The following is a 25,649-nucleotide window of genomic DNA, read 5'->3' on the forward strand; positions in this document are numbered from 1 at the left end:
ATGACGATTCTCGTGGTGACCGGTACGGGCACGGAGATCGGCAAGACGGTGGTGACCGCCGCCGTGGCGGCCGCTGCGCGGGGGCGCCGGGTCGCGGTGCTCAAGCCCGCGCAGACCGGGCTCGCGCCCGGGGAGCCGGGCGACGCGGCCGAGGTGGCCCGGCTGGCGGGCGACCATGTGACCTCGGTCGAACTGGCCCGGTTCCCCGAGCCGTTGGCCCCGGCCACGGCGGCCCGGCGGGCGGGGCTCGCCCCGGTGCGGCCGCACGAGGTGGCCGAGGCCGCCGAGAAGCTGGCCACCGACCACGATCTGGTTCTGGTCGAGGGGGCGGGCGGGCTGCTCGTCCGGTTCGACGACGAGGGCGCCACCCTCGCGGACGCGGCGCGGCTGCTGTCCGCCCCGGTGCTGGTGGTGGCGCCCGCGGGCCTGGGCACGCTCAACTCCACCGCCTTGACCGCCGAGGCGCTGCGGGCCCGTGGGCTGGAGTGCCTGGGCGTGGTGGTGGGCAGCATGCCGGACCGCCCGGACCTGGCCTCCCGGTGCAACATCGAGGACCTGCCGGTGGCGGCGGGCGCCCCGCTGCTGGGGGCCGTACCGGCCGGGGCGGGGGCCTTGTCGGGCGCCGACTTCGCGGCGGGGGCGGCCGGTTGGCTGGCGCCGGAGCTCGGGGGGACGTGGACCGTACCGTCGCTGTGACGTGGGGGCCGGCGTGTGACGTACGGGCGGCACGGGTCGCGTAGGGCCCGCCCCTCCCCCGTACGGACATGCCTGTACCGGGTCCGTACGGGGGAGAATCGTTGAGGAGCCGTACGTCCTCTCCCTCCCGGAGGTCCGTCATGCAGCTGCGCAGCAGGAAGCTCCCACGGGACGCCGTGCACCACCCGGTCTTCGCCCGCTTCTACGCCCGGCTGAGTGTGACGGCCGACCTCAAGGGCGGCGTCGCCGCGTACCGCGAGGAGCTGCTGGCGGGGCTCTCCGGGCGGGTCATCGAGATCGGCGCGGGCAACGGGCTGAACTTCGCCCACTATCCGGGGGCCGTCTCGGAGGTCGTGGCGCTGGAGCCGGAGCGCTCGCTGCGGCAGCTCGCCGTCCGCGCCGGGCTGCGCGCCGAGGTGCCGGTGGATGTGGTGCCGGGGGCGGCGGAGGCGTTGCCGGTCAAGAGCGAGGCCTTCGACGCGGCGGTGGCCTCCCTGGTCCTGTGCACCGTACGGGATCTGCCGAAGGCGCTCGCCGAGATCCGGCGGGTGCTGCGCCCGGGCGGTGAACTGCGGTTCTTCGAACACGGACTGGCGCCGGGCAGAGCCCTGGCGGCCGCCCAGCGCACGGCGGACCGGACGGTGTGGCCGCTTCTCTTCGGCGGCTGTCACACGGCCCGGGACCCGCTGGCCGCGATCGAGGCGGCGGGCTTCGAGATGGGGACGTACCGCAGGCTGCGGATCCCGGAGAAGGGCGTGCCGTTTCCCACGTCACCGTGCGTCCTGGGCGTGGCCCGCAAGCCGTTCACCCCGGACTGAGAGCCTCGCGCCTCACACGCTCCACTGGCGCAGCTCGTCGGCGATGGCGCGTACGTCCGCCTTGCCCTGCTTGACCAGGAGGGCCAGATCGCGCACCTGCTCGGGCGAGGTGATGACCTTCAGCCCGGAGGCGACCAGATAGCCGTACGCGACGGCCGAGGCGAACATCGCGTTCGAGCGTTCCAGGGCGGGCACATGGAGCAGCAGCTGCAACAGGGCGGCCGCCCGGGTGTGCGGGTCGCTGTAGACGGCGCTGCCGAAGATCTCCGCCTCGTGGCGGGCGACCGCGGCGACGAGTGCGCCCCAGTCGACGACCTGGGGGTCGCCGGGGGTCTTGTGCTCGGCGACCATGAGCAGCCAGGAGAGGTCGATCCGCAGGTTCAACGGGTGCCTTCGCGCTCCGGGCCGAACTCCTCGGCGAAGACCGACTCGTACTGCTTCATGAAGTCGGCGGCGGCCTCGACGAAGGTGTGGCCCACCTCGCCGGCGTCCTGTTTGACGAGCTCCTCTATGTAGCGGTTCACGCTCATCCCCCTCTGGAGCGCGCGCTGCCGCGCGGCCTCGGCGGTGGCCTCGTCCACTCGAACGTTCAGCTGAGTCTTGGGCACCCTTCCAAGCTAGCGCGGGCGCGCTAGCACCGGCAAGGGGAGGCCGGGGAAAGCGATCGACTTCCGAGGCCGGCAGGTGGTGGGATGGCCGCCATGGACGATCTTTCGATACGGTCCGCGACCGCGGCCGATCTGGACCGGGTGCTCGCGTTCTGGAAGGCGTCGGCGGAGGGCACCAGCATCAGCGACGACGGCGACGGGGTCGCACGCCTGGTGGAACGGGACCCGGACGCCCTGATCCTCGCGGAGCGGGACGGGACGCTGGTGGGCACGGTGATCGCGGGCTTCGACGGCTGGCGCTGCCATCTCTACCGGCTCGCGGTCCATCCGGAGCAGCGCCGCAGGGGTGTGGGCGGTGCGCTGCTCGCGGCGGCGGAGGAACGGTTCGCGGCCCTCGGCGGGCGGCGCTCCGACGCCATGGTGCTGGACCGCAACGACCTGGCGCACCACGCCTGGCGGGCGGCGGGGTACGAGCCCGAGCCGCAGTGGAGCCGCTGGGTGAAGCACCTCGCCGTGTGATGCGGTACGGATGGGATGGTTGGGCAGACGCTCTACGATGAGTGCCTTTCCGTCCCACCTGTATCTGCCGAAAGGTGTGAGCGTCCGCCCATGGGCGAGCCTCCCAGTAGCCGACATCGCGCGATCCTCCCGACCCTGCCCGATCATGGGACGGAGGTGAACCGATGATCGAAGTGCTTCTGCTGTTCGTGGCCCTGCTGCTCTGTGTCGCGTGCGGTGCCTTCGTCGCGGCGGAGTTCTCGCTGACCACGGTGGAGCGCGGGGAGCTGGAACGGGCCGTCGAGCGGGGTGACCGGGGTGCGGCGAGCGCCCTGAAGGCCGTACGGAGCCTGACCTTCCAGCTCTCGGGCGCGCAGCTCGGGATCACCGTCACCAATCTGGTGATCGGCATGCTCTCCGAGCCGTCGATCGCCAAGCTCATCCGCAGCCCGGTGGAGGCCGCGGGCCTGCCGCCTGCCGCGGCGTCGACGCTGGCCCTCGTCATCGGTACGGCGCTGTCCACGGTGGTCCTGATGGTGGTCGGCGAGCTGGTCCCGAAGAACTGGGCGATCTCCTCGCCGCTGTCGGTGGCCAAGGCGGTCGCCACCCCGCAGCGGGTGTTCACCGCCGTGTTCCGGCCCTTCATCAGCCACCTCAACAACACGGCGAACCGGATCGTGCGCCGCTTCGGCCTGGAGCCGACCGAGGAGCTGGCCTCCGCCCGCAGCCCGCAGGAGCTGGTCGCGCTGGCGCGGCACTCCGCGAAGGAGGGGGCGCTGGAGGCCGACACCGCCGAACTCTTCGTACGGACCCTGAATCTGGCGGAGCTGACCGCGGAGAACGTGATGACCCCTCGGGTCCAGGTGACCGCGCTGGAGGTACGGGCGACGGCCGAGGACGTGGCCAACGCGACCCGCGCCACCGGGCTCTCGCGCTTCCCCGTCTACCGGGGCAGCCTGGACACCGTGGTCGGCGTGGCCCACATCAAGGACGTGCTGGCGGTCCCGGCCGACGAGCGGCCCCGCAAGCGGGTCTCGGAGATGCTGCGTGAACCCCTGCTCGTACCGGAGACGCTCACCGTGGACCGGCTGCTGGACCAGCTGTCGGGGAAGCTCGCCATGGCGGTGGTGATCGACGAGTACGGCGGTACGGCGGGGGTCGTGACGTTGGAGGACATCGTGGAGGAGGTCGTCGGCGAGGCCCGCGACGAGCACGACCCGCACGAGACGCCCGACCTGGCGGCCGCCGGTGAGGACGCCGACGGCCGCACCCTGTGGTCGGCCGACGGCGCGGCCCGCACCGACCAGCTGAGCCGGATCGGGCTGCGGGTGCCCGACGGGCCCTACGAGACGCTGGCCGGGCTGATCGCCGCCGAGCTCGGGCGGATCCCGACGGTGGGCGACACGGTGGAGCTGGCGGGGTGGCGGATCGACGTGGTGGACGCCACGGGCCGCCGGGCCGCGCGGGCGCTGCTGCACGCGCCGCCGCCCGGTGCCGAGGAGCAGCGGGCGGAGGAGGGCCGGTGATCGTCCTTCAGCTCTTCATCGGTCTGCTGACCCTGGTGGTCAACGCCTTCTTCGTGGGCGCCGAGTTCGCCCTGATCTCCGTACGCCGCAGCCAGATCGAACCGCGGGCCGAGGCCGGTGACCGGCGGGCCCGCAGTGTCATCTGGGGGCTGGAGCACGTCTCGGCGCTGCTGGCCGCCGCCCAGCTCGGCATCACGCTCTGCACCCTGGTGCTGGGCATCGTGGCCGAGCCCGCCATCGCCCATCTGCTGGAGCCGGTCTTCGACGCGGTGGGCATGCCGCACGGGCTGGTGCACCCGCTCTCCTTCGCGATCGCGCTGAGCGTGGCGACGTATCTGCACATGCTGCTGGGCGAGATGGTGCCGAAGAACATCGCGTTGGCCGAACCGGCGCGCAGCGCGCTGCTCCTGGGTCCGCCGCTGGTCGCGGTGGCCCGGGCGCTGCGTCCGGTGATCTTCGCGATCAACGCCTTCGCCAACGCCCTGCTCAAGCTCCTGCGGGTGGAGACGAAGGACGAGGTCTCCGCGACGTTCTCGGACGACGAACTGGCCCGGCTGGTGAAGGACGCAGGCGACGCGGGGCTGGTCGACGACCGCTCGGCGGAGCGGCTGCGGCACGCCCTGGAGCTGGGGCGGCGTCCGGTACGGGATGTGGTCATGCCGGTGGACCGGGTGCTGTACACCCGGGTCGGCACCACGCCCGAGGAGCTGGAGCGGCTCTCGCACGTGTCCGGGTTCTCCCGTTTCCCGGTGATGGACAGCGAGGGCCGCATCCTGGGCTACCTCCATGTGAAGGACGCGCTGGACGCCACGCCCCGGGACGCGCCCTTCCCGGTCGCCGCCCTGCGGCCGATCGCCCGGGTCCGGGCGGCGACCCCGCTGGACGACGTGCTGACCGCGCTGCGGCGTAGCCGGACCCATCTCGCGGCGGTCCTGGACGAGGGGGACCGGCTGGTCGGCATGGTCACGATGGAGGACGTCCTGCGCGAGCTGGTCGGCCGGGCGCAGTCCCGCTGAACGACCGCGTGACGGCTCCCGTGGCGGCTGTGTGACGACTCCCGTACCGGGTGTGCGATGGCTCCGTGGCGGCTGTGTGACGGCTTCCGTACCGGCTGCACGATGGCCTCCGTACCGGCCGGACGGTACGGGAGCCGTCCGCGATAGAATCGGCGGGCCATGGAATTGAATGCCTCCTACACCAGTCTCGTCGCGGTCGGCGACTCCTTCACCGAGGGCATGTCGGATCTGCTCCCCGACGGCACCTACCGGGGCTGGGCCGATGTCCTGGCCTCCCGCCTCGCGTCCCGGTCCCCAGGCTTCCGGTACGCGAACCTCGCCGTACGCGGGAAGCTCATCGGCCAGATCGTGGACGAGCAGGTGGGCGCGGCGGCCGCGATGCAGGCCGATGTGGTGACCCTCGTCGGAGGGCTGAACGACACGCTGCGCCCGAAGTGCGACATGGGCATGGTCAGGGGGCGGCTGGAGGAGGCCGTGGAGCGGCTGGCCCCGTCCTGCAAGCAGCTGGTGCTGATGCGCAGCCCCGGGCGCAACGGCCCGGTGTTCGACCGGTTCCGTCCCCGGATGGAGGCGCTGTTCGCCCTGATCGACGACCTGGCCGGCCGGCACGGGGCCGCGGTGGTCGACCTCTACTCCGCGCCCTCGCTCAGCGACCCGCGCATGTGGGACGCCGACCGGCTGCACCTCGCCGCCGAGGGGCACCGGCGGGTGGCGGAGGCGGTCTGGCAGACGCTGGGCCTCCCGCCCGAACTCGACTGGCAGGCGCCGGTCCCCGCCTCCCTGCCGCCGCGCTGGGCCAACCGGCGCGCCGACGACATCCGCTTCGCCCGCCGCCACCTGGGGCCCTGGATCGGCCGACGGCTCACCGGCCGCTCCTCCGGCGACGGCCGGTGGGGCGCCCAGTTCGACGTCGCGACCGCTTCTGGCTTCTGGATCACGCCTGCGGACGCCGAAGCTCCCGGGCCGGTGACGGGGTGGCGCCGGGCCTCGCCCGAGGAAGGCGCGTCCTGACGCGACTGCGTGACCGGTCTTCGTAGGCGGTCCTCGCAGCCGGTCTTCGTGGGCGGCCTTCGTAGCCGGTCATCGCAGCCGGTCTTCGTAGCAAGCCACAAAGAGGCCCGCGGCGCTGGCCTGCATAAACCGACAGTAGAATCCCTTTACGTGACTGCTGTGTCTGCGAAGCCTCGCATCCCCAATGTCCTGGCCGGCCGCTACGCCTCCACGGAGCTGGCCGTCCTCTGGTCCCCCGAGCAGAAGGTGAAGCTGGAGCGTCAGCTGTGGCTGGCGGTGCTGCGCGCTCAGAAGGACCTCGGGATCGAGGTGCCGGAGGCCGCGCTGGCCGACTACGAGCGCGTACTCGACCAGGTCGACCTGGCGTCGATCGCCGAGCGCGAGAAGGTCACCCGGCATGACGTGAAGGCCCGGATCGAGGAGTTCAACGCCCTCGCCGGCCATGAGCAGGTCCACAAGGGCATGACCTCCCGGGATCTGACGGAGAACGTCGAACAGCTACAGATCCGCCTCTCGCTGGAGCTGATGCGCGACCGCACCGTGGCCGTGCTGGCCCGGCTCGGCAAGCTGGCGGCGGAGTACCGCGAGCTCGTGATCGCCGGCCGCTCGCACAATGTCGCCGCGCAGGCGACGACGCTCGGCAAGCGCTTCGCCACCGCGGCCGACGAGCTGCTGGTGGCCTACGGCCGGCTGGAGGACCTCCTCTCCCGCTACCCGCTGCGCGGGATCAAGGGCCCGGTCGGCACCGCGCAGGACATGCTGGACCTGCTGGGCGGTGACGCGGACAAGCTCGCCGACCTGGAACAGCGCATCGCCGGACACCTCGGTTTCGCCCAGGCGTTCACCTCGGTCGGCCAGGTCTACCCCCGCTCCCTCGACTACGACGTGGTGACCGCCTTGGTGCAGCTCGCCGCGGCTCCCTCGTCGGTGGCGAAGACGATCCGGCTGATGGCCGGGCACGAGCTGGTGACCGAGGGCTTCAAGCCGGGCCAGGTCGGCTCGTCCGCGATGCCGCACAAGATGAACACGCGCTCCTGCGAGCGGGTCAACGGCCTGATGGTGATCCTGCGGGGCTACGCCTCGATGACGGGCGAGCTGGCGGGTGACCAGTGGAACGAGGGCGATGTGTCCTGTTCCGTGGTCCGCCGGGTGGCGCTGCCGGACGCGTTCTTCGCGTTCGACGGTCTGCTGGAGACCTTCCTGACGGTGCTGGACGAGTTCGGCGCGTTCCCCGCGGTCGTGGCGCGCGAGCTGGACCGCTACCTCCCCTTCCTGGCGACCACCAAGGTCCTCATGGGTGCCGTCCGGGCCGGGGTGGGCCGCGAGGTGGCCCACGAGGCGATCAAGGAGCACGCGGTCGCCTCCGCCCTGGCGATGCGGGAGCAGGGCGCCGAGCGCAACGAGCTGCTGGACAAGCTGGCCGCCGACGAGCGCATCCCGCTGGACCGTGCGGAGCTGGACGCGCTGATGGCGGACAAGCTCTCGTTCACGGGCGCGGCGGGCGACCAGGTGGCGGTGCTGGTCTCCCGGATCGAGGAGATCACCAAGCAGCACCCGCAGGCCGCGGCCTACGCCCCCGGTTCGATCCTCTGACCCGCACCGGCCGCACCGTATGACGCCCGAGGAGCTGAACGCCGCCCGTGACCGCATCGTCCCCGATGTGGCCGCGGGCGGTCTGCGCGTGCTGTTCTGCGGGATCAACCCGAGCCTGATGACCGCGGCGACGGGCCACCACTTCGCCCACCCCGGCAACCGTTTCTGGCCGGTCCTGCACCGCTCCGGCTTCACCCCCCGGCGGCTGCTGCCCTCGGAACAGTCCGAGCTGCTGACCCTCGGCCTCGGCATCACCAATGTGGTGGCGCGGGCGACGGCACGGGCGGACGAACTGAGCGCGGAGGAGTACCGGGAGGGCGGGGCGGCCCTCACCGAGCGGGTGGAACGGCTCGCTCCAGCGTGGCTCGCGGTCGTCGGCATCACCGCGTACCGCACGGCCTTCGGTGAGCCCCGGGCACGGATAGGGCGTCAGGAGCGCACGATCGGCGGTGCCCACGTCTGGGCCCTGCCCAACCCCAGCGGTCTCAACGCCCATTGGACGGTGGACACGATGGCCGAGGAGTACGGCCGCCTGCGTGAGGCCGTACGCGCGACGACGCCGGGCCTTCCCGGCTGACGCCCTGACCTTCCTTCGGGTTCCCGGCGTCCGGGTCAGGGCGGGTCCACGGTCGTCACCAGCACCGTCAGCTCACAGCCCGGCCCCTCTTCCTCCAGGATCAGCCCTATCGCGATCCAACGCTCCTCGACCTGCCACAGTCTGACGAACTCGCAGCCGGCCACCGGGTCCGCCCACGGGTCCGGTATCACCTCGCCCGCCATCATCCGCTCCTGCGCGCTCCACAGGCTCATCAGCTGTGGTTCGCCCCAGCGGGCGGAGAGGAGCGTGAGCAGCGCGTCGTGCTCGGCGAGGCACTGCGCCCGGTGCTCGGGGCCGACCGGCTCGTCGTCGCCCCAGGGTTCGTGGTCGGTGCGCAGGAATGCCGTGTGGTAGCCGGGTCCGCTGACTCCCGAGACCGACGGCACGCGCTCCTGGGGGAATTCCCGGGTGCGCATCCCGTCGATGAGGCGGAGATGGTGTGCGGTCGTCATACCGTCAGTAAACCGTCCGCCACCGACAGCCGTTGCCCTGCCCCCGGGGTCGGGCGGCGCGTGCGGTCCGGTGGCTCGTGGCCGACGCAGGTTGCGTCTCGATACCGGCTTGCGGTGCTGCTCGCAGGGCCTGCGAGCAGCGAGTACGATCCGGCAGACATGCGCACGAGCTGGGAGGACACACCGTGAGCCGGCTGACCGGGGGAGATCCGTCGCTGCTGCGGCGGATCAATTCAGCGGTGGTACTGCACGCCCTGCGAGGGGCCGGCTCGCCGACACTGACGGACCTGACCCGGATCACGGGTCTCTCCCGGCCGACGGTCGAGGGCGTCGTCGAGGGGCTGTTCGAGGCCGGTCTGGTGGTCGAGGCGCTGCCCGACGAGAGCGAGGCGCGGCGTCAGGGACGGCCCGCCCGCCGGTTCCGCTTCCGTGCCGAGGCCGGACATCTGCTGGGCGTCGAGATCGGCCCGCACCGGGTTTCGGCGCTGCTGTCGGGACTTGACGGCCGGGTGACCGGGGCGGGTTCGCGCACGGTGTCGGAGACGGCCTGTGCGGACGAGCGACTCGACCAGGTGCGGGCCGTGATCGCGGATCTGCTGCGCCGCACCGGGGTGGCCCGGAGCAGTCTGCGCGCCGTCGGCGTCGGCAGCCCCGGCATCGTGGAGGCCGACGGGACCGTACGGCTGGGCACGGCGCTGCCGGGGTGGACGGGGCTCGCGCTCGGGGAGCGGCTGCGGCGGTCGTTCCGCTGCCCGGTCCTCGTGGAGAACGACGCCAACGCCGCTGCGGTCGCCGAGCACTGGAAGGGTGCGGCCACCGAGTCCGACGACATCGTCTTCGTCCTGGCGGGGCTGAGCCCGGGGGCCGGTTCGCTGATCGGCGGGCGGCTGCACCGGGGGTTCGGCGGGGCGGCCGGGGAGATCGGCGCTCTGCATCTGCTGGGCCGGGATGTGACTCCGGAGCATCTGCTGTCGACCACGGGCACCCCGCTGGAACCGCTGGACGAGCAGGCGGTGGCCGTGGTGTTCGCCAAGGCCCGGCAGGGTGACACGGAGGCCCAGGCGGCCGTGGAGCGGTTCCTCCAGCGGCTGGTGCACGATGTGGCCGCTCTGGCGCTGGCCCTCGACCCGGAGCTGGTGGTGGTCGGTGGCTGGGCGGCCGGCCTGGACGGGGTGCTGGAGCCGCTCCGCGAGGAGCTGGCCCGCTACTGTCTGCGCCCGCCGCGGGTGACGTTGTCGTTGCTGGGTGAGGCCGCGGTCGCGACGGGGGCGCTGCGGCTGGCGCTGGACCATGTCGAGGAGCAGCTGTTCGCCGTCGAGGGTGCGGTGACGGCCCGCCGCTGAGGGCGGGCGGCCGGGGCGCGGTGTCCCGAAGACGGGCCGGTGACGCGCTGATGGCGGCCGGCCGGTTTCCCGGCGGACCGCCATCAGGTGGCACTGTTCGCGAAGGGAGCCCGCGCTCCCGGAAGGAAGGCCTCAGGACGCCTGGCGCTCCTGCTGCTCGTCGTGGCTGATCTCCAGCGCGCCGGAGTCCCCGAAGGTGAGGCGGCAGGTGTCCGCCCGGTAGGTGGCGATGGAGACGGCGGCCGTGCCGCCCGCCGCGAAGTACCGGGTGGTGACGACGAGGACGGGGGCGCCGGGGAGCCGGTCGAGTTCCTTGGCGTCGTCCGCGCGGGCCGACCCCAGCTCCACGGAGCGGTCCTGGCCCTCCAGGCCCAGGCGGTGCAGCTCGCGCAGCACGGCTCGGGCGCGCACGGTGCCGGACGGTGCGTCGATCGCGGAGAGGTCGGGGACCGAGGAGGCGGGTACGTAGAGAAGCTCGGCCGCCACCGCCTGGCCGTGGGTGTCGCGGATGCGGCGCACCACGTGGACGGGCTCGGTGCCGGTGCCGAGCATCGCGGCCACGGCGCCGGGGGCGGCCTCACTGCCACAGTCGACCGGCTGCCAGGCCTCGCCCGCCACACCGCCCGTCCACTCGTGCTGGGCGGTGGAGACGGCGACGCCCACGCGCGGCGGGGCGACGGTCGTGCCGACGCCTCGGCGGCGCTGTAGCCTGCCTTCAAGTTCGAGCTGCTCCAGAGCCTGCCGGAGCGTGGCACGCGCGACTCCGAACCGTGCCGCGAGGTCCCGCTCGTTGGGCAGGATCTCACCCACCGCAAAGTCCGAGTCGAGTGCCTCACTGAGCACGGTCTTGAGGTGCCAGTACTTCGGCTCCTGCACCGATTCCAGCTGCGTGGTCCCCACCAAGTCCTCCGCAATCGCCCAGCGACTTTTCCGCGACGCTATTTATTAAAGGTTCCTGTCTTAAGGTGACCTTAGGATGGCGCACCCCCTTGGTCAAGACCAATCCTTATTCCGTAACGGAACGAAACGGGACTTTGGCGCAGAGCGTTCACAAGACGTTCGTGGTGCCGTGAGCCGCGCGCAGCATGAAGCCCCACCACCGGGCCGGTGGCGGGGCTTCGGCCGGTCAGCCGCGGAGCGGGCCGGTCCGGATTCCTCCTGGCCGGAAAGCGCGCGCGGTCACACGGCGGAGAGACCGGCGAGCTTGTCCGGATTGCGAACGATATAGATGCATTGAATGATCCCGTCGCGGATCTCGATCTGGAAGAAAGTGTCCGGCTTTCCTCCGACAAAGCACGCCACACCGGGTCCGCCGTTGAACTCCGCGATCCGCATCTCCCACTCCGGTCCGGCCTCCTGGCCGACCGCGGCGAGGAACCGGCCGACCTTGTCGGCGGACTCGATGACCCGCAGCGCCGCCTTCGCCTTGCCCCCGGCGTCGCTGACGAGCCGGACGTCCGGTGCCAGGAGGGCCATCAGCTGTTCGATGGAGCCGCCGGACGCGGCGGCCAGGAACCGCTCGGTGAGGTCGCGGCGCTCCGCCGGATCGACGTCGTAGCGCGGTTTGCGCTCGTCCACGTGGCGTCTGGCGCGCCCGGCGAGCTGGCGGACGGCCGGCTCGGTGCGGTCGAGGGCGGCGGCGATCTCGGCGTACGGAAAGCCGAAGGCCTCCCGGAGCACGAAGACCGCGCGCTCCAGCGGGGAGAGCGATTCGAGGACGACGAGTACGGCGAGGGAGACGGAGTCGGCGAGGACGGCCCGCTCCGCCGCGTCGGGAGCGGTCGGCCCGAAGTCGGTGACGACCGCTTCGGGCAGCCAGGGGCCGACGTACGCCTCCCGGCGGGACTTGAGGTGGCGCAGCCGGTCGATGGCCAGCCGGGTGGTGATCCGTACCAGAAAGGCTCTCGACTCGCGGATGCCCTCCTGAGCGGCGGACGACCAGCGCAGCCACGCCTCCTGCACCACGTCCTCGGCGTCGGCGACACGGCCGAGCATGCGGTAGGCGACGCCGGTGAGGACGGGCCGGTGCTCTTCGAAGACTTCGGTGGCGGGGTCGGCTGTCACCGGTCCATCCCAGCCGACCCGCCAGGTGGTGTCCAGCGGGAATCGCCGGAGCCCTTGAACTCCAAGCTACCGGACGGTAATTGTTGTTGACGCGATGTCTACCCACTCCAGGGAGCAGCTCCATGACCACCACGGTCTCCTTCACCGTCGATTCCGCGCACGGCCCCCGTCCGGTCTCGGTGGAGTACGAACGGACCGGTGCGGGTGAACCGTTGGTCCTGCTCCACGGCATCGGCCACCACCACCAGGCCTGGGACCCGGTGACGCGCATCCTGGCCGCCGAGCGCGAGGTGATAGCCGTCGACCTGCCCGGCTTCGGCGCCTCTCCCGCTCTGCCGGACGGAGTCCCGTACACCCTGGAGGCGGTCCCCTCGGTCCTCGGAGCCCTCTTCTCGGCGCTGGGCCTGGACCGCCCGCACGTCGCCGGCAACTCCCTCGGGGGCCTGTTCGCCCTGGAGCTGGGGCGCAGGGAGCTGGTCCGCTCGGTGACCGCCCTCTCCCCCGCGGGCTTCTGGAACGAGCCCGAGCGCCGCTACGCCTTCACCACCCTGCGGGCGATGCGCCGCGCCGCACTGGCCCTCCCGGTGCCGGCGATCGAACGGCTCTCCCGCAGCGCGGCCGGCCGTACGGCGCTGACCAGTACCATCTACGCCCGGCCCGGCAGGCGCTCCCCCGAGGCCGTCGTCGCCGAGACCCTGGCCCTGCGAGGAGCGACCGGCTTCCACCAGACGCTGGCCGCAGGCGGGAGCATCTCCTTCACCGAGGATGTGAAGGGCATCCCCGTCACCGTCGCCTGGGGCACCCGCGACCGCATCCTCCTCCGGAAGCAGGGGATCCGCGCCAAGCACGTGATCCCGGAGGCCCGGCTCGTACGGCTGCCCGGCTGCGGGCACGTCCCGATGAACGACGACCCGGCGCTGGTGGCCCGGGTCATCCTCGACACCAGCCGCTGAGGGGCGGGGCGCGGGCCTCCCAGCACTCCTGAGCCGAGCGCCACCCCGACGCCGGCCAGAAGGCTCCCCGCGCCCTGCGCCATCCCGTACGTCCCCGCCCCGACGAGCGGTGCGGTCAGCGCGGCGGAGACCGGGACGAGGCCGGAGAAGAGGGTGACGTGTTCGGCCGGACAGCGCGGACTGTACGGCGGCGATCGCGCGGTCCCGAGGGGGCGCTCCTGAGCCGTGCGGCCGGGGCGGGCATCGCGCTGCGGCCGTTGAGCGGCTGCGGGGACGCGGGACCCGAGGACGGCTCGGTGGCGCTCGTGCTCGGCTACGCGCGTGTGGGGGTGTGAGGTCTCCCGGGGCGTCGAACTGCTCGCGGCCGAGCGGGCACCGGGCGCAAGTGGCTGTCCCTGAGGGCGCCTTGGACCGGCCTTGTTCACCCGGCGTTGGGGCAGCGGCTTCCGCGGCCCACTAGGCATGGGGGCGGAGACCGGCTCCGGCGAGACGGAGCGCTGCGGCCTCCGCCCGCCCGTTCCGCCCACCGCCCTGGAGGCGCTCCGATGCCGCACCGCCCGCGTATCCCCTCGCCCGGCCGCCGTACCGTTCTGCGGGGCTCTCTGCTCGTCCCGGCGGCGGCCGCTCTGCCCGCAGCCGTCGGCGCGGCTCCCGCCCTGGCCCTGGCGGGGCGGCCGGAGGCGGCCTGGGGCGTGCAGGTGGGGAGCGTCACCGCCTCGTCGGCGCTGGTCTGGGTGCGGTCGGACCGGCCCGCCCGGATGGTGGTGGAGACCTCGGCCACCGAGTCCTTCCGCCGCGCCCGGAGCTGGTACGGGCCGCTGATCGGCCCGGGAAGCGACTTCACCGGGACGGTTCCGCTGTACGGGCTTCCGGCGGGCGAGCAGGTGCACTACCGCGTCACGCTGGCCGACCCGCACGACCCCCGCCGTACGGGAAAGCCGGTGTACGGAACCTTCCGTACCGCTCCGTCCCGGCGCCGGGACGGGGTCCGCTTCCTGTGGTCCGGGGACATCGCGGGGCAGGGGTGGGGCATCAACCCGGACATCGGCGGCTACCGGGTGTACGAGGAGATGCGCCGCCTCGACCCGGACTTCTTCCTGTGCAGCGGCGACACCGTCTACGCGGACGGGCCGCTCCAGCCGAGCGTCACGCTGCCCGACGGCAGGGTGTGGCGCAACGTCATGACCGAGGAGAAGGCCAAGGTCGCCGAGACGCTGGACGAGTACCGGGGGAACTTCCGCTACAACCTCCTCGACAGCAACTTCCGGCGCTTCAACGCGCAGGTCCCCTCCGTCGTGCAGTGGGACGACCACGAGGTGCGCAACAACTGGTACCCCGGCCAGATCCTCGACGACGAGCGCTACACCGAGAAGAACGTCGACATCCTCGCGGCCCGTTCCGCACGTGCCTTCGGCGAATACTTCCCCGTGTCGGCGCCGCACGGCTCCTCCCGGCGGTCCCGCATGTACCGGACCGTCCACCACGGGCCGCTGCTGGACGTCTTCGTCCTCGACATGCGCTCGCACCGCAACCGCAACTCCCCCAACCGGCAGGCCGACGACACGACCGGCATCCTCGGCGCCGAGCAGCTGCGCTGGCTCAAACGCGCCCTCGCCGAGTCCCGTGCGGTGTGGAAGGTGATCGCGGCCGACATGCCGCTGGGCCTGGTGGTCCCGGACGGGGCGACGGACTTCGAGGCGGTGGCGCAGGGCGATCCGGGTGCTCCGCTCGGACGGGAGCTCCAGATCGCGGAGTTGCTGCGGTTCATCAAGCACCGCAAGGTCACCGGCACGTTGTGGCTGACGGCCGATGTGCACTACACCTCGGCCCAGCACTACGCCCCCGAGCGGGCGGCGTTCAAGGACTTCGCGCCGTTCTGGGAGTTCGTCTCGGGCCCGTTGGCGGCAGGGGGATTTCCGGCCAACGCGCTGGACGGCACGTTCGGGCCGGACCGGGTCTTCGTGCGGGCGCCGGACCGGGCCAATGTGTCGCCGATGGAGTCTCCGCAGTTCTTCGGAGAGGTCGAGATCGACGGCCACAGCGCGGATCTGACGGTGCGTCTGCGGGCGGAGGGCGGCGCGGTGCTGTTCACGAAGGTGCTGCGGCCGGGGCGCGTCGGTCAGTGAGGGCGCCGGGAGCGCCTGCGCCCCGGACCGGCGGAGAGCCCGGGGACCGCCTCTGACCTGCACGGACGCCTGTGCCAGGGCCCGTTGTCAGTGGTGGGTCCTACCGTTTTCTCCATGACCCGATCCGTTCAGGCCTTGGCCTACGCACGCCCGTCCGCCCTGGAGTCCTCGCAGGCGGGAGCCGCCCTCGGGCTGGAGACCGCGGGCGGTCTCACCCCGCGCGGGGCGGAGGCGCATCCGCGCTTCTTCGCCGGATTCCTCTCCGCTCCGCGCATCGCCGCCCGGGGGCTGCTGGCGGTGGCCGACGTGGCCGCCGCCCGCTACTACCAGCGCACCCTGCCCGCCTCCCTCGACCCGGTGGTGACGGGGAACGGGGACCGGTTGCGCTTCGAGTCGTTCTCCGGCTGCTGCGGGGTGTACGCACGCCTCGATGTGCTCCAGGAGGGGTTGGACGGGGAGCGGACGGGCCACGGTACGACCAATGTGGACGTGAACAATCCGCTGCGGGAGGCCCTTTCCCGGATAACGGCGGACGACCCGCTGCATCTGCGGGTGGGCCCCGAGGAGTTGGCGGTCACCACGCTGGACGGGCCGGTGGTGGAGAAGAAGGTGCCGCTGCCGGACCGGTGGCTGCGGGGGTTCGCCGAGGCGCAGGTGGCCTCGGCGGGGTTCGATCTGCGGGCCGAGCTGCCGGCGGCCCGGGCGGTGGCGTTCCTGCGCTCGCTGCCCCGGGGTTCGGGGAACGCGGGGCGGGGCGCTCAGTGGGTGGTCGCCTCCGGGTCCGGGCTGCGGCCGACGACCCGGCCGGTGCCGGGCGCGGTGTGCCTGCCGGGGCCCGAGCGGCTGGTGGCTCTCCAGCGGGTGCTGCGCCATGCGACGGCGCTGCGGGTGTACGGGCCTCCGGTGGTGGACGGTGCGCCGGTGGCGAGCGCGTGGGAGGTGGTCCTGCCGGGCATGCGGCTCACGCTGACGCTGTCCCCGGACTCCTCGCGGGGGTTCTCGGGCGAGGGCGGCGTCCTGGAGGCGCTGGCCACCGATGAGGCGGCGGCCGACGCCGAGCTGGTCTCGGTCCTCCTCGCCTGGGAGCCCACGATCGAACCGGCCTCCCTGGCCGAGCAGTCGGGGCTGAGTGTCGAGAGGGTACGGGCCGCGCTCACCCGGCTCGGCACGGCGGGCCGGGTCGGCTACGACCTGGCGGACGCGGCCTACTTCCACCGCGAGCTGCCCTACGACGCGGACCGGGCGGAGCGTCACAACCCGCGTCTGGTCGCCGCCCGCGAGCTGGCCGGTGCGGGGGCGGTGTCGCTGGACGGCGCGCTGGCCTCCGTGGCCTCCGGCGACCGGCGCTACCAGGTGCGCGAGAGCGACGGGAGGCTCACCTGCACCTGCCAGTGGTGGGCGGACTACCGGGGGAAGCGGGGCCCGTGCAAGCACGCCCTTGCCGTGACGATGGCCCGGCGCGGCGCGACGGTCGCCGGAGGCGTGCGATGAGCGACGACCTGATCACCGCTGTCCGCAACGGACACCACCACGCCGTCCCGCCGCTGGTGCTCAAGCTGGACCGGGCCGGGCGCAGGGCGGCGCTGGCCGAGCTGAAGGAGCTGCGCAAGGAGGCCCGGGGCTGGGAGTGGCAGCGCCAGGACAAGATCCGCAAGGCGCTCCTGGTGGCCGGGGCCGGCTGCCACACAGGCGCGGCGGGCTGCGCCACCTGGATCGGCGGCCGTGACCTGCGCAGCTGGTCGCGGTCCCCGTATCCGCTGATCCTCGTCGCGCTGGGGGACCGCGAACCGGCTTGGCTCGGCGACCTCGCCGGGCGGCTGGCGGGCCGCGCGATGGACTCGGAGGCGGAGTACACGTTCATCAGTGAGCTGGCGCGGATGGCCGGGTGCCCGATCCCGGCGACGGACAGTGTCGTGGAGGGCTGGTCGGAGCGCATCAGTTCGGCGCGGTGGAACGGCAGGACCAGCAGCCGGGTGCCGCTCGTCGGCCTCCTGCGCTCCGACCCGCACGTCGCCGTGCTGGCACCCCGGCTCTTCGAGCTGCCGGAGCTTCCGCCCCAGGTCGGCTGGTACGACACACCGGATTCGCCGGACCACTGGCCGGCCGCACTCTGCGCACTCGCCGAGGAAGGGGTGCTGGACCGGTCGCAGCTGGTTGAACGGTGCGTCACCCGCCTGGTGCGCGGCGGCAAGACGGGTGACCAGCGGTTCTTCCTCGCGGTGCTCCAGCAGCTGAGCCCCACGGAGGACGAGGAGAGGAACCACCTCCGCGACTGGATGGGGATGGCGGCCGACGCCGTCTCGGTGGTGGCCTCCCATGCCCAGGACGTGCTCGCGCGTCTCGACGCCCGGGGTGAGCTTTCCACCCGGGATCTCGCGGAGGTGTCGGGCTCGGTGCTCTTCCGCCGGGAGAAGAAGCTGGTGCGCGGCCAGTTGATCCTGCTGGGGAAGGTGCTGAGCCGGGACCCCTCGACGGCGGGTGAGCTGCTTCCGGTGGTCGCCGAGGCCTTCGGGAACGAGGACATCGCGCTCCAGGAGCGGGCGCTCAAGCTGATCGCGCGCCACCTTCCGGCCGACGACGCGCCGTTGCGGGAGGAGCTGTCCTTCGCGGCCGCCCAGTTGGGGCCGCTGCACCGGGAGGCGGTCACCGCGCTGTTCGGGACGGCGGGCGAGGAGGCACCGGCGGACGGCCCGTACGAGGAGCTGCTGCCACCCGTGCCGGCCCTGTCCCTCCTCGCCCCGGCGCCGCAGACCGTGGCGGAGCTCGTCGAGGAGGTGGCGGCCCAGGTGAAGTCCCGTTCTTCCTGGCAGGGCTCCACTCCCGGGGCCCTGGCCGCGGCGTCCGGGATCTCCGCCTTCGAGCGCACGCTGGACGGGCTGGTCCGCGTGGCCCGCACCGAGCGGGCCGGGCTGGCGGAGGCGCTCCGAGAGGCCCTGGCCGGGGTGTGGCTCATCGAACACGGCATTGACCGGCGGCCCGAGCCGGCCTACATGACGCCGAGCGACGCGCTGGCCCTGGTGGTGGGCTCGCTCCTCGGCGGGGTCTCCGACAAGGACATCACCGAGGGGAAGGGGCGCTGGACGGGGACGGGGACCTGCGCCCATGCCGCACTGAACGGGGTGCTCCTCGCCCGTGCGTGGGAGGCGGCCGGTGCGGTGCGCTCCGGCCGGGTGCCCTTCCTGCTCGCCACGCCGACCTGGCACACCGGCTCGCTGGACGCGGCGGAGCTGGTCGAGAAGCTGCGGACGTATCAGCGCCTCGGGGTCGCCCCGGGGCCCGCCGACTTCTCCCAGGCGCTGCTGCGCGTGCGCCGGAGCGGCGCGTCGGTGGCCGCCGAGGCCGCGGCGGCGCTCGGCACACCGGAGGGGGACCGGCTGGCCGCGTGGATACGGGCCGACGAGCCGGTGGTCCCGGTCCTGCGCCACGGGCTGGCCGACGACCGGCCCTCGGCGGGCAACTGGTGGCAGCGGTCGGCCTCCGGGGTGCGGCACGTGCTGCTCGCCACCAAGGAACGGCTGCTGATCCAGCAGGAGTTCCCGCGCTCCTTCCACTGGCTGGGCCGTGCCCATGTGCCCAGTACGCGGGAGTGCTACCACTGGGGTGCCGAGCAGTGCGCGCACTGGATCGCCACGCTGCCGGAGGACGGGGAGACCCTGGCGGCCTGGCTGATGCCGGATCTGCTGCGCACCGCCGACGAGGGGCCCAGGGGCGGGGCCTGGTTCCTGCCGCCGCTCATCGAGACGGGGGGCGAGGCCGGTGTCGCGGTGCACCTCGCCCTGGCCTACGGGCTGGGCTCCCGGCACCCCGAGGACCGGATATCCGCCGTGGACGCGCTCCTCGTGGTGGCCGCGCGGGGGCGGCTGGACACCGCGCTGCTCGGGCGTGAGCTGGGGGTCCTCGTCGACCACGACCTGGTCAAGGTCAACCGGCTGGCCGACTCCGCCCGGACGGCGGCAGCGACCGGTGCGTACCGGACCGTGCTGGGGGTGCTGGCCGCCGCGCTGCCCACCCTGCTGGCGTACGAGAAGGCTCCCCGAGGGATCGGGGATCTGCTGGCGGTGGCAGCGGAGTGCGCCGAGCACTGCGGTACGGAAGGGATCGAGCCGATCGCCGGGCTGGCCGGGACGGCCGGGCGCAAGGGGTCCTCGCAGACCGTCCGGCAGGCCGCCCGCCTGTTGAAGACCTTCAAGGGGTGAAGAATACGGCTGAAAACCGACGATAGGTGATCAGATCCATACTTAACCCATCAGTCACAAGGTGTTCGTGATCAGGCAACACCATACGTTCACAGTAAGGATATGACTGATGTGACATCTTCGAAGACCGCCCGCCGCCCGCACCACTGGCGGCGGGACCTGATCGAGTTGGCCGCGCTCTTCACCGCGGTCGCCGTGGCCGACGCCATCGCCAACCTGATCGGGCACCAGCCCGAAGGGCCCTACCTGCTCATGGCGTCGGCCGTGGCCCTGGTGGCCACGGCGACGTTCCACACCTGGTGGGCGCGGCGCCACAGCAACGCTCCCCCGCCGAAGGATCCCGGCACGTCCGATCCGGCACCCGCCGGGGCCACCGACCCGATCGACGGGGCCGGGGCGGAGGAGACGGTGCTGTGGCGGATGCGGACGACCGTGCGCGACGCCCCGGGCAGTCTGGCCGCGCTGTGCCTGGTGCTCGCCCGGTTCCGTATCGACATCCTGACGCTCCAGACCCACCCGCTCGCGGACGGCACGGTCGACGAGTTCCTGCTGCGGGCGCCCGCCTCGCTCCCGGCGCCGGAGCTGACCCGGCAGATCTCGGCCGCGGGCGGCACCGCCACCTGGATCGAGAGGGCCGACACCCACGATCTGGTCGACACCCCGACCCGGGTGCTCTCGCTGGCCACCCGCACGGCCCTCGACGCGGCGGAACTGCCGCTCGCGCTGCGCCAGTTGCTCGGCCGGTGCACGATCCACTCGCTGCCCGCCGTCTCCATCACCGGCCGCCCGACCGGGGAGAGCGCCCCGGTCGAGGGCGTGCTGGAGGAGACGGTGATGCGGCTGCGCGACCCGTCCGGCGGGGTCATCTCCGTGGAGCGGCCGTATCTGCCGTTCACCCCGACCGAGTTCGCCCGGGCCCGCGCCCTGGTGGAGCTGGACGCCCGGCTCGGCCCGCGGGTGCCCCGTAGCGAGGACATCCTCACGCTGCCCGAGGGCAACGAGATCACCGTGCGCCGCGCCGACCGCAGCGATCTCGCCGCCGCCCGCGCCATGCACGACCGGTGCTCCCCCGGCACCCTGGGCCTGCGCTACCACGGCCCGGTGGGCGACGCCGACCGCTACCTGGACCACCTGCTGAGCCCCCGGTTCGGCCGCACCCTGGCCGTCCAGACCGCCTCCGGCAAGCTGGTGGCGCTCGGCCACCTCCTGTGGGACGGCGACGAGACCGAGGTGGCCCTCCTCGTCGAGGACGACTGGCAGCGCCGGGGCATCGGCTCGGAGCTGCTCGGCCGGCTGGTGCAGCTCGCCGAGGAGGCGGGCTGCGAGAGCGTGTACGCCGTCACCCAGTCCCGTAACACCGGCATGGTCGCCGCGATGCGCGCCCTGGAACTGCCCCTCGACTACCAGATCGAGGAGGGCACCCTGGTCATCACCGCGCGGCTGACGAGTGCTCCGGAGCCGACGCGTGCGCCGGACGGGCGGACCGCTCAGCCTTCCGCACCCGAGCCTGCGGAACGGTCCCGTCGCTGAGCGCCTGACACAGGTCGGCCCAGAGGTCCTCGACGTCCTCCAGCCCGACCGACATACGCAGCAGCCGGTCCCCGACGCCGGACGCCTGCCGGTCTCCCTCGTCCACGATGCGGTGGCTGATGGAGGCCGGGTGCTGGATCAGGGAGTCCACGCTGCCCAGGCTGACGGCGGGGGTGATGAGCCGTACGCCGGCGATCACGGCGTGCGGGTCCCCGTACACCTCGAAGGAGACCATCGCCCCGCCGATCTCCGGGTAGTGCACCCGGGCGATCCGCGGGTCGGCGGTGAGCCTGCGGACGAGTTCGGCGGCGCTCGTCGACGCGGCCCGTACCCGGACCGGAAGGGTGGACAGGCCCCGCAGCAGCAGGTAGCCGGCCAGCGGGTGGAGCACCCCGCCGGTGGCGAACCGCACCTGGCGCAGCGTGGCCGCGAACTCCTCGTCGCAGGCGACGACCCCGCCCATCACATCGCCGTGGCCGCCGAGGTACTTGGTGGCGCTGTGCAGGACGATCCGGGCACCGTGTTCGACGGGGCGCTGGAGCACGGGGGTGGCGAAGGTGTTGTCGACGAGCAGCGGAACGGAGCCGCAGGAGTGGGCGACGGCCCGGATGTCGATCTCGGCGAGGGTGGGGTTGGCCGGGGTCTCGACCATGACCAGGCCGGTGTCGGGGCGGATCGCGTCGGCGATGCCCGCCGGGTCGGTCCAGGTCACCTCGGTGCCCAGCAGCCCGGCGCCCAGCAAGTGGTCGCTGCACCCGTAGAGGGGCCGGACGGCGACGACATGCCGCAGCCCCATGCTCGCGCGGGCCAGCAGCACCGCCGTGAGGGCCGCCATGCCGCTGGCGAACGCGACGGCGCTTTCGGTCCCTTCCAGCCGGGCGAGCGCCGTCTCGAAACGGGCGGTCGTCGGGTTGTCGAGGCGCGCGTAGACGGGCGGGCCGTCCGGCCGGGCGCCCGTGGTGGCGAAGGCGTCGATCCGCTCGGCCTCGCCGCGCGAGTCGTAGGACGGGTAGGTGGTGGACAGGTCCAGCGGAGGGGCGTGCAGGCCGAGAGAGGCGAGGTCGTCGCGTCCGGCGTGCACGGCTTCGGTGGCCAGCGCCCTGGACGGGGTGGGGGCAGGGGGCGTCATCGAGACTTCGTTGTCCATGACAACACTCTGAACAGTTACCGGCTCGTAGGGGCAAAAGACCGTGTTATGTTCGGCGCATGGCTGATTCTGTCGCTCTGGACCCGGTGGATCTGCACATTCTGCGGCTGTTGCAGAACGACGCACGGAGCACCTACCGGGAGCTGGCGGCCGAGGTCGGAGTGGCGCCCTCGACCTGCCTGGACCGGGTGACCCGGCTGCGCCGCTCCGGGGTCATCCTCGGCGATCAGCTCCGGCTGGATCCGGCGAAACTCGGCCGGGGTCTCCAGGCGCTGCTCCTGGTGCAGGTCCGGCCGCACCGCCGCGAGCTCATCGGCCCGTTCGTCGACCGGATCCGGGCCCTGCCGGAGTCCCGTGCGCTCTTCCATCTCACCGGCCCCGACGACTATCTCGTGCAGGTGGCGGTGGCCGATGCGGCGGATCTCCAGCGGCTGGTCCTGGACGAGTTCACCTCGCGCCGGGAGGTGGCCCGGGTGGACACCCGGCTGATCTTCCAGCAGTGGGAGTGCGGACCGCTGCTGCCGCCCGGCGAGCCGGACCGCCCGTGAACGCCGGTGCACCGGTCCGCTCCGATCGTCGGGCCTGATCGTCGGCCGTGATCGTCTTTCGGACGCACGCCCATCAACGGTGGTGACGGAAAAGGGCCCGCCGTTGGAGGATGGCGGCATGTCAGACACCTCGAGCAGTGCGCTGCCCCGTCAGGTCGCCGACACCTACGTCGACGCAATCATCGAACTCGACCCCATCACGGGCACCTATCTGGGGGACCGCGAAAGCTCGCGCCGCCTGCCCGACTTCTCACCGGCCGGTCAGGAAGCGGTCGCCGACCTCCTCCGCGCCACGCTGCTGAAGCTGGACGACGCGGAGCGCCAGCCGGGCGCCGAAAGCGATGAGGAACGCCGCTGCGGACGGCTCCTGCGGGAGCGGCTGACGGCGGAACTCGCCGTGCACGAGGCGGAGGAAGGACTCCGGACCGTCTCCAACCTGCACTCCCCCGCCCACAGCCTCATCTCGGCCTTCACGGTCACGCCCACCGAGACGACGGACGACTGGGCGGCGATCGTGGAGCGGCTGCGTGCCGTGCCGGCCGCGTACGAGGGGTACCGCGCCTCGCTCGCGCTCGGCCTCGAACGCAAGCTGTACGCCGGGCCCCGGGCGACCGCCACCTTCATCGGGCAGCTCACGGAGTGGAGCGGCGACGGCGAGAGCACGGCGTTCTTCACGGAGTTCGTCGCCCCGGCACCGGAGGCGCTGCGCGAGGAGCTGGACGAGGCCGCCCGCCTCGCGACCGACTCCGTCGCCGCCCTGCGGGACTGGATGCGTGACGTCTACGCCCCGGCGATCGAGGGCGCGCCCGACACGGTGGGCAGGGAGCGCTACGCCCGCTGGTCGCGCCACTACAACGGTACGGACCTGGATCTCGACGAGGCGTACGCGTACGGCTGGTCCGAGTACCACCGTCTGCTGGCCGAGATGAAGAGCGAGGCCGCGAAGATCCTTCCGGGCGCCGGCCCCTGGGAGGCGCTAGCCCACCTCGATGTGCACGGCACGCACATCGAAGGGGTCGAAGAGGTCCGCGAGTGGCTCCAGGGCCTGATGGACGAGGCCATCGAGGCGCTGGACGGCACACACTTCGAACTGGCCGAGCGGGTACGGAGGGTGGAGTCCCGCATCGCCCCGCCCGGCGGTGCGGCCGCCCCGTACTACACGGGCCCCTCCGAGGACTTCTCCCGCCCCGGGCGCACCTGGCTGCCCACCATGGGCGAGACCCGCTTCCCGGTGTACGACCTGGTCTCGACCTGGTACCACGAGGGCGTTCCCGGCCACCACCTTCAGCTCGCCCAGTGGGCGCATGTCGCCGACAGCCTCTCCCGCTACCAGGCGTCGGTCGGCATGGTCAGCGCGAACGCCGAGGGGTGGGCGCTGTACGCGGAGCGGCTGATGGACGAGCTGGGCTACCTGCCCGACGCGGAGCGGCGGCTGGGCTATCTGGATGCGCAGATGATGCGGGCCTGCCGGGTCATCGTGGACATCGGCATGCACCTGGAGCTGGAGATTCCGGCGGACTCGCCGTTCCACCCCGGTGAGCGCTGGACGCCCGAGCTGGCGCAGGAGTTCTTCGGCAGCCACAGCGGGCGGCCGGCCGACTTCGTGGAGAGCGAGCTGACCCGCTACCTCTCGATGCCGGGCCAGGCCATCGGCTACAAGCTGGGCGAGCGGGCCTGGCTGCTCGGCCGGGAGAACGCCCGGGCCGCCCACGGTGACGCGTTCGACCTGAAGGCCTGGCACATGGCGGCGCTCTCCCAGGGGTCGCTCGGCCTGGACGACCTGGTGGACGAGCTGTCCCGGCTCTGACCCGTCCCGCCTCGGACCGGCCCCCGCCCGATGGGCAGGGCCGGGGCCGGTCCGCCGCTCAGCAGCCGCAGTCGGCGTCGTCGACCGGCGCGGTGAGCGGGTCGGCGGCGCGCCGCTCTCCGCCCTCCCAGGTCTCGAAGGCGAACCCCTCGCGCGCCCAGTATTCGAAGCCGCCGAGCATCTCCTTGACCTGGTAGCCGAGTTGGGCGAGCGCCAGGGCCGCGCGGGTGGCGCCGTTGCAGCCCGGCCCCCAGCAGTACGTGACGACCGGGACGGCCGGGTCCAGCAGCCGGGCGGCCTGCTCGGGAATGAGGCCGGTGGGCAGGTGCACCGCGCCGGGGATGTGCCCCTGGTCCCAGGAGGCGGTGGAGCGGGAGTCCACGAGGACGAACCCGGGGTCGCCGTCGGCGGCGAGCGCGGAGGCGACGTCGGAGACATCGGCGTGGAAGGCGAGCGAGGCACCGAAGTAGGCGGCCGCCACGGCCGGGGAGGCGGGCGGGACGCGCAGCACGGAGCTGGGGGCGGGGACGGCAGGGGCGGCGGAAGCCGTGGTCGGGGAGGTCACGACCATGAACCTATGACCGTCGACGGGGACCAGGAAGAGGAATTCCCCGGCGCTTCCCTTGATCGGCCGGGGATTTCCGTGTTGTCTCGGCGATGTGACCGACTATTCCCCCGACGCCACCGACTGGCGCATTCTCGACGTCCTCCAGCGCGACGGCCGCGCCACCTTCGCCGAGCTGGCCCGCGCCGTCGCCATGTCCCCGAGCGCCGTGACGGAGAGGGTGCGGCGTCTGGAGGAGACCGGCGTGATCAGCGGTTACGCCGCGGTGGTCGACGCCGAGCGGCTGGGGCTGCCGATCCTCGCGTTCGTACGGCTGCGCTATCCGCACGGCAACTACAAGCCGTTCCACGACCTCCTGGAGACGGCCCCGGAGGTCGTGGAGGCCCACCACGTCACCGGCGACGACTGCTTCGTGCTCAAGGTGACGGCCCGCTCCATGCGCCACCTGGAGGAGGTGACCGGCCGGATCGGCGCACTCGGTTCGGTCACCACCAGCGTCGTCTACTCCTCGCCGCTCCCCCGCCGCGCGATCGGCCGCTGAACGGGCGTACGGG

At 72.7% G+C, this 25,649-nt stretch carries 24 protein-coding genes; 17 read left to right on the forward strand and 7 right to left on the reverse strand.

Translation table 11 applies throughout. The features are described from left to right. A complete protein-coding gene (bioD, locus tag GTY67_RS02810; RefSeq protein ID WP_161277659.1) occupies window positions 1-696 on the forward strand; it encodes a dethiobiotin synthase in 696 nt (231 codons plus the stop codon). A gap of 140 nt (window positions 697-836) precedes the next feature. Next, a complete protein-coding gene (locus GTY67_RS02815) occupies window positions 837-1,514 on the forward strand; it encodes a class I SAM-dependent methyltransferase (protein ID WP_161277660.1) in 678 nt (225 codons plus the stop codon). A gap of 12 nt (window positions 1,515-1,526) precedes the next feature. Here the strand turns inward: GTY67_RS02815 and GTY67_RS02820 are convergent, their stop codons facing one another. Together GTY67_RS02820 and GTY67_RS02825 are read right to left on the reverse strand one after the other, a co-directional pair. Further along, window positions 1,527-1,898: a hypothetical protein gene (locus tag GTY67_RS02820; RefSeq protein ID WP_018516085.1), complete on the reverse strand. Its 372-nt coding sequence runs from the start codon at window positions 1,896-1,898 to the stop codon at window positions 1,527-1,529. Next, on the reverse strand, window positions 1,895-2,122 hold the full coding sequence (locus GTY67_RS02825; protein ID WP_014157595.1) for a hypothetical protein: 228 nt from the start codon (window positions 2,120-2,122) through the stop codon (window positions 1,895-1,897). Before GTY67_RS02825 ends, GTY67_RS02820 begins: the two co-directional genes overlap by 4 nt. An 84-nt stretch (window positions 2,123-2,206) precedes the next feature. Between GTY67_RS02825 and GTY67_RS02830 the strand changes: the two genes are divergently transcribed. From GTY67_RS02830 to mug, 6 genes are all read left to right on the forward strand, one after another. Continuing rightward, window positions 2,207-2,641, forward strand: a complete 435-nt coding sequence (locus tag GTY67_RS02830; protein WP_093694651.1) for a GNAT family N-acetyltransferase — start codon at window positions 2,207-2,209, stop codon at window positions 2,639-2,641. A 164-nt stretch (window positions 2,642-2,805) separates the two neighbouring features. Beyond that, entirely contained in the window at window positions 2,806-4,146 is a 1,341-nt protein-coding gene (locus tag GTY67_RS02835) for a hemolysin family protein (RefSeq protein ID WP_161277661.1), read from the forward strand. Next, window positions 4,143-5,162: a hemolysin family protein gene (locus GTY67_RS02840; RefSeq protein WP_093694655.1), complete on the forward strand. Its 1,020-nt coding sequence runs from the start codon at window positions 4,143-4,145 to the stop codon at window positions 5,160-5,162. Before GTY67_RS02835 ends, GTY67_RS02840 begins: the two co-directional genes overlap by 4 nt. A gap of 159 nt (window positions 5,163-5,321) precedes the next feature. Next, window positions 5,322-6,173, forward strand: a complete 852-nt coding sequence (locus GTY67_RS02845) for an SGNH/GDSL hydrolase family protein (protein ID WP_161277662.1) — start codon at window positions 5,322-5,324, stop codon at window positions 6,171-6,173. A 150-nt stretch (window positions 6,174-6,323) separates the two neighbouring features. Further along, complete coding sequence (gene purB / locus GTY67_RS02850) at window positions 6,324-7,766, forward strand: adenylosuccinate lyase (RefSeq protein ID WP_176727631.1); 1,443 nt, start codon at window positions 6,324-6,326, stop codon at window positions 7,764-7,766. Between the two features lie 19 nt (window positions 7,767-7,785). Beyond that, a complete protein-coding gene (gene mug, locus GTY67_RS02855) occupies window positions 7,786-8,343 on the forward strand; it encodes a G/U mismatch-specific DNA glycosylase (RefSeq protein WP_093694661.1) in 558 nt (185 codons plus the stop codon). A gap of 35 nt (window positions 8,344-8,378) precedes the next feature. Here mug and GTY67_RS02860 read toward each other — a convergent pair whose 3' ends face one another. Continuing rightward, the gene (locus GTY67_RS02860; protein ID WP_161277663.1) at window positions 8,379-8,816 is read right to left on the reverse strand and encodes a hypothetical protein; all 438 of its coding nucleotides are present in this window, start codon (window positions 8,814-8,816) and stop codon (window positions 8,379-8,381) included. A gap of 185 nt (window positions 8,817-9,001) precedes the next feature. On the opposite strand from GTY67_RS02860, the gene GTY67_RS02865 reads away from it, so the two are divergent. Beyond that, a complete protein-coding gene (locus tag GTY67_RS02865) occupies window positions 9,002-10,159 on the forward strand; it encodes an ROK family protein (protein WP_093694665.1) in 1,158 nt (385 codons plus the stop codon). Window positions 10,160-10,291: 132 nt separating this feature from the next. Here GTY67_RS02865 and GTY67_RS02870 read toward each other — a convergent pair whose 3' ends face one another. Continuing rightward, window positions 10,292-11,059, reverse strand: a complete 768-nt coding sequence (locus GTY67_RS02870) for a GntR family transcriptional regulator (protein ID WP_093694667.1) — start codon at window positions 11,057-11,059, stop codon at window positions 10,292-10,294. 279 nt (window positions 11,060-11,338) lie between these two features. Continuing rightward, complete coding sequence (locus GTY67_RS02875) at window positions 11,339-12,223, reverse strand: RNA polymerase sigma-70 factor (RefSeq protein ID WP_161277664.1); 885 nt, start codon at window positions 12,221-12,223, stop codon at window positions 11,339-11,341. A gap of 122 nt (window positions 12,224-12,345) precedes the next feature. On the opposite strand from GTY67_RS02875, the gene GTY67_RS02880 reads away from it, so the two are divergent. From GTY67_RS02880 to GTY67_RS02905, 5 genes are all read left to right on the forward strand, one after another. Continuing rightward, entirely contained in the window at window positions 12,346-13,176 is an 831-nt protein-coding gene (locus tag GTY67_RS02880) for an alpha/beta fold hydrolase (protein ID WP_161277665.1), read from the forward strand. Between the two features lie 545 nt (window positions 13,177-13,721). Next, on the forward strand, window positions 13,722-15,302 hold the full coding sequence (locus tag GTY67_RS02890; protein WP_161277666.1) for an alkaline phosphatase D family protein: 1,581 nt from the start codon (window positions 13,722-13,724) through the stop codon (window positions 15,300-15,302). Between the two features lie 114 nt (window positions 15,303-15,416). Further along, window positions 15,417-16,793: an SWIM zinc finger family protein gene (locus tag GTY67_RS02895; RefSeq protein WP_161277667.1), complete on the forward strand. Its 1,377-nt coding sequence runs from the start codon at window positions 15,417-15,419 to the stop codon at window positions 16,791-16,793. Beyond that, a complete protein-coding gene (locus GTY67_RS02900; RefSeq protein WP_161277668.1) occupies window positions 16,790-19,498 on the forward strand; it encodes a DUF6493 family protein in 2,709 nt (902 codons plus the stop codon). The genes GTY67_RS02895 and GTY67_RS02900 overlap by 4 nt, the downstream gene beginning before the upstream one ends. Before the next feature lie 111 nt (window positions 19,499-19,609). Next, a complete protein-coding gene (locus GTY67_RS02905) occupies window positions 19,610-21,028 on the forward strand; it encodes a GNAT family N-acetyltransferase (RefSeq protein WP_161279943.1) in 1,419 nt (472 codons plus the stop codon). On the opposite strand, the gene GTY67_RS02910 is transcribed toward GTY67_RS02905, so the two are convergent. Further along, the gene (locus GTY67_RS02910; RefSeq protein WP_161277669.1) at window positions 20,928-22,175 is read right to left on the reverse strand and encodes a PLP-dependent transferase; all 1,248 of its coding nucleotides are present in this window, start codon (window positions 22,173-22,175) and stop codon (window positions 20,928-20,930) included. The genes GTY67_RS02905 and GTY67_RS02910 overlap by 101 nt on opposite strands. A gap of 59 nt (window positions 22,176-22,234) precedes the next feature. On the opposite strand from GTY67_RS02910, the gene GTY67_RS02915 reads away from it, so the two are divergent. Both GTY67_RS02915 and GTY67_RS02920 read left to right on the forward strand, forming a co-directional pair. Continuing rightward, on the forward strand, window positions 22,235-22,723 hold the full coding sequence (locus GTY67_RS02915) for an Lrp/AsnC family transcriptional regulator (protein WP_093694683.1): 489 nt from the start codon (window positions 22,235-22,237) through the stop codon (window positions 22,721-22,723). Between the two features lie 118 nt (window positions 22,724-22,841). Then, entirely contained in the window at window positions 22,842-24,530 is a 1,689-nt protein-coding gene (locus GTY67_RS02920; protein WP_161277670.1) for a DUF885 domain-containing protein, read from the forward strand. Between the two features lie 58 nt (window positions 24,531-24,588). Here the strand turns inward: GTY67_RS02920 and GTY67_RS02925 are convergent, their stop codons facing one another. Continuing rightward, entirely contained in the window at window positions 24,589-25,101 is a 513-nt protein-coding gene (locus GTY67_RS02925; RefSeq protein ID WP_161277671.1) for a rhodanese-like domain-containing protein, read from the reverse strand. A gap of 88 nt (window positions 25,102-25,189) precedes the next feature. Between GTY67_RS02925 and GTY67_RS02930 the strand changes: the two genes are divergently transcribed. Beyond that, window positions 25,190-25,636: an Lrp/AsnC family transcriptional regulator gene (locus tag GTY67_RS02930; RefSeq protein WP_161277672.1), complete on the forward strand. Its 447-nt coding sequence runs from the start codon at window positions 25,190-25,192 to the stop codon at window positions 25,634-25,636. Window positions 25,637-25,649 lie beyond the last annotated feature (13 nt).

It is taken from the genome of Streptomyces sp. SID8374 (assembly GCF_009865135.1).
Taxonomy (GTDB): domain Bacteria; phylum Actinomycetota; class Actinomycetes; order Streptomycetales; family Streptomycetaceae; genus Streptomyces.

Bases quoted from the DNA above. Each gene is read 5' to 3' on its own strand.
- GTY67_RS02860 (WP_161277663.1), bottom strand. From the start codon at position 8,816: ATGACGACCGCACACCATCTCCGCCTCATCGACGGGATGCGCACCCGG.
- GTY67_RS02925 (WP_161277671.1), bottom strand. From the start codon at position 25,101: ATGGTCGTGACCTCCCCGACCACGGCTTCCGCCGCCCCTGCCGTCCCC.
- GTY67_RS02880 (WP_161277665.1), top strand. From the start codon at position 12,346: ATGACCACCACGGTCTCCTTCACCGTCGATTCCGCGCACGGCCCCCGT.
- GTY67_RS02830 (WP_093694651.1), top strand. From the start codon at position 2,207: ATGGCCGCCATGGACGATCTTTCGATACGGTCCGCGACCGCGGCCGAT.
- GTY67_RS02890 (WP_161277666.1), top strand. From the start codon at position 13,722: ATGCCGCACCGCCCGCGTATCCCCTCGCCCGGCCGCCGTACCGTTCTG.
- bioD (WP_161277659.1), top strand. From the start codon at position 1: ATGACGATTCTCGTGGTGACCGGTACGGGCACGGAGATCGGCAAGACG.
- GTY67_RS02910 (WP_161277669.1), bottom strand. From the start codon at position 22,175: ATGGACAACGAAGTCTCGATGACGCCCCCTGCCCCCACCCCGTCCAGG.
- GTY67_RS02900 (WP_161277668.1), top strand. From the start codon at position 16,790: ATGAGCGACGACCTGATCACCGCTGTCCGCAACGGACACCACCACGCC.
- GTY67_RS02915 (WP_093694683.1), top strand. From the start codon at position 22,235: ATGGCTGATTCTGTCGCTCTGGACCCGGTGGATCTGCACATTCTGCGG.
- GTY67_RS02895 (WP_161277667.1), top strand. From the start codon at position 15,417: ATGACCCGATCCGTTCAGGCCTTGGCCTACGCACGCCCGTCCGCCCTG.
- GTY67_RS02845 (WP_161277662.1), top strand. From the start codon at position 5,322: ATGGAATTGAATGCCTCCTACACCAGTCTCGTCGCGGTCGGCGACTCC.
- GTY67_RS02815 (WP_161277660.1), top strand. From the start codon at position 837: ATGCAGCTGCGCAGCAGGAAGCTCCCACGGGACGCCGTGCACCACCCG.
- GTY67_RS02920 (WP_161277670.1), top strand. From the start codon at position 22,842: ATGTCAGACACCTCGAGCAGTGCGCTGCCCCGTCAGGTCGCCGACACC.
- mug (WP_093694661.1), top strand. From the start codon at position 7,786: ATGACGCCCGAGGAGCTGAACGCCGCCCGTGACCGCATCGTCCCCGAT.
- GTY67_RS02835 (WP_161277661.1), top strand. From the start codon at position 2,806: ATGATCGAAGTGCTTCTGCTGTTCGTGGCCCTGCTGCTCTGTGTCGCG.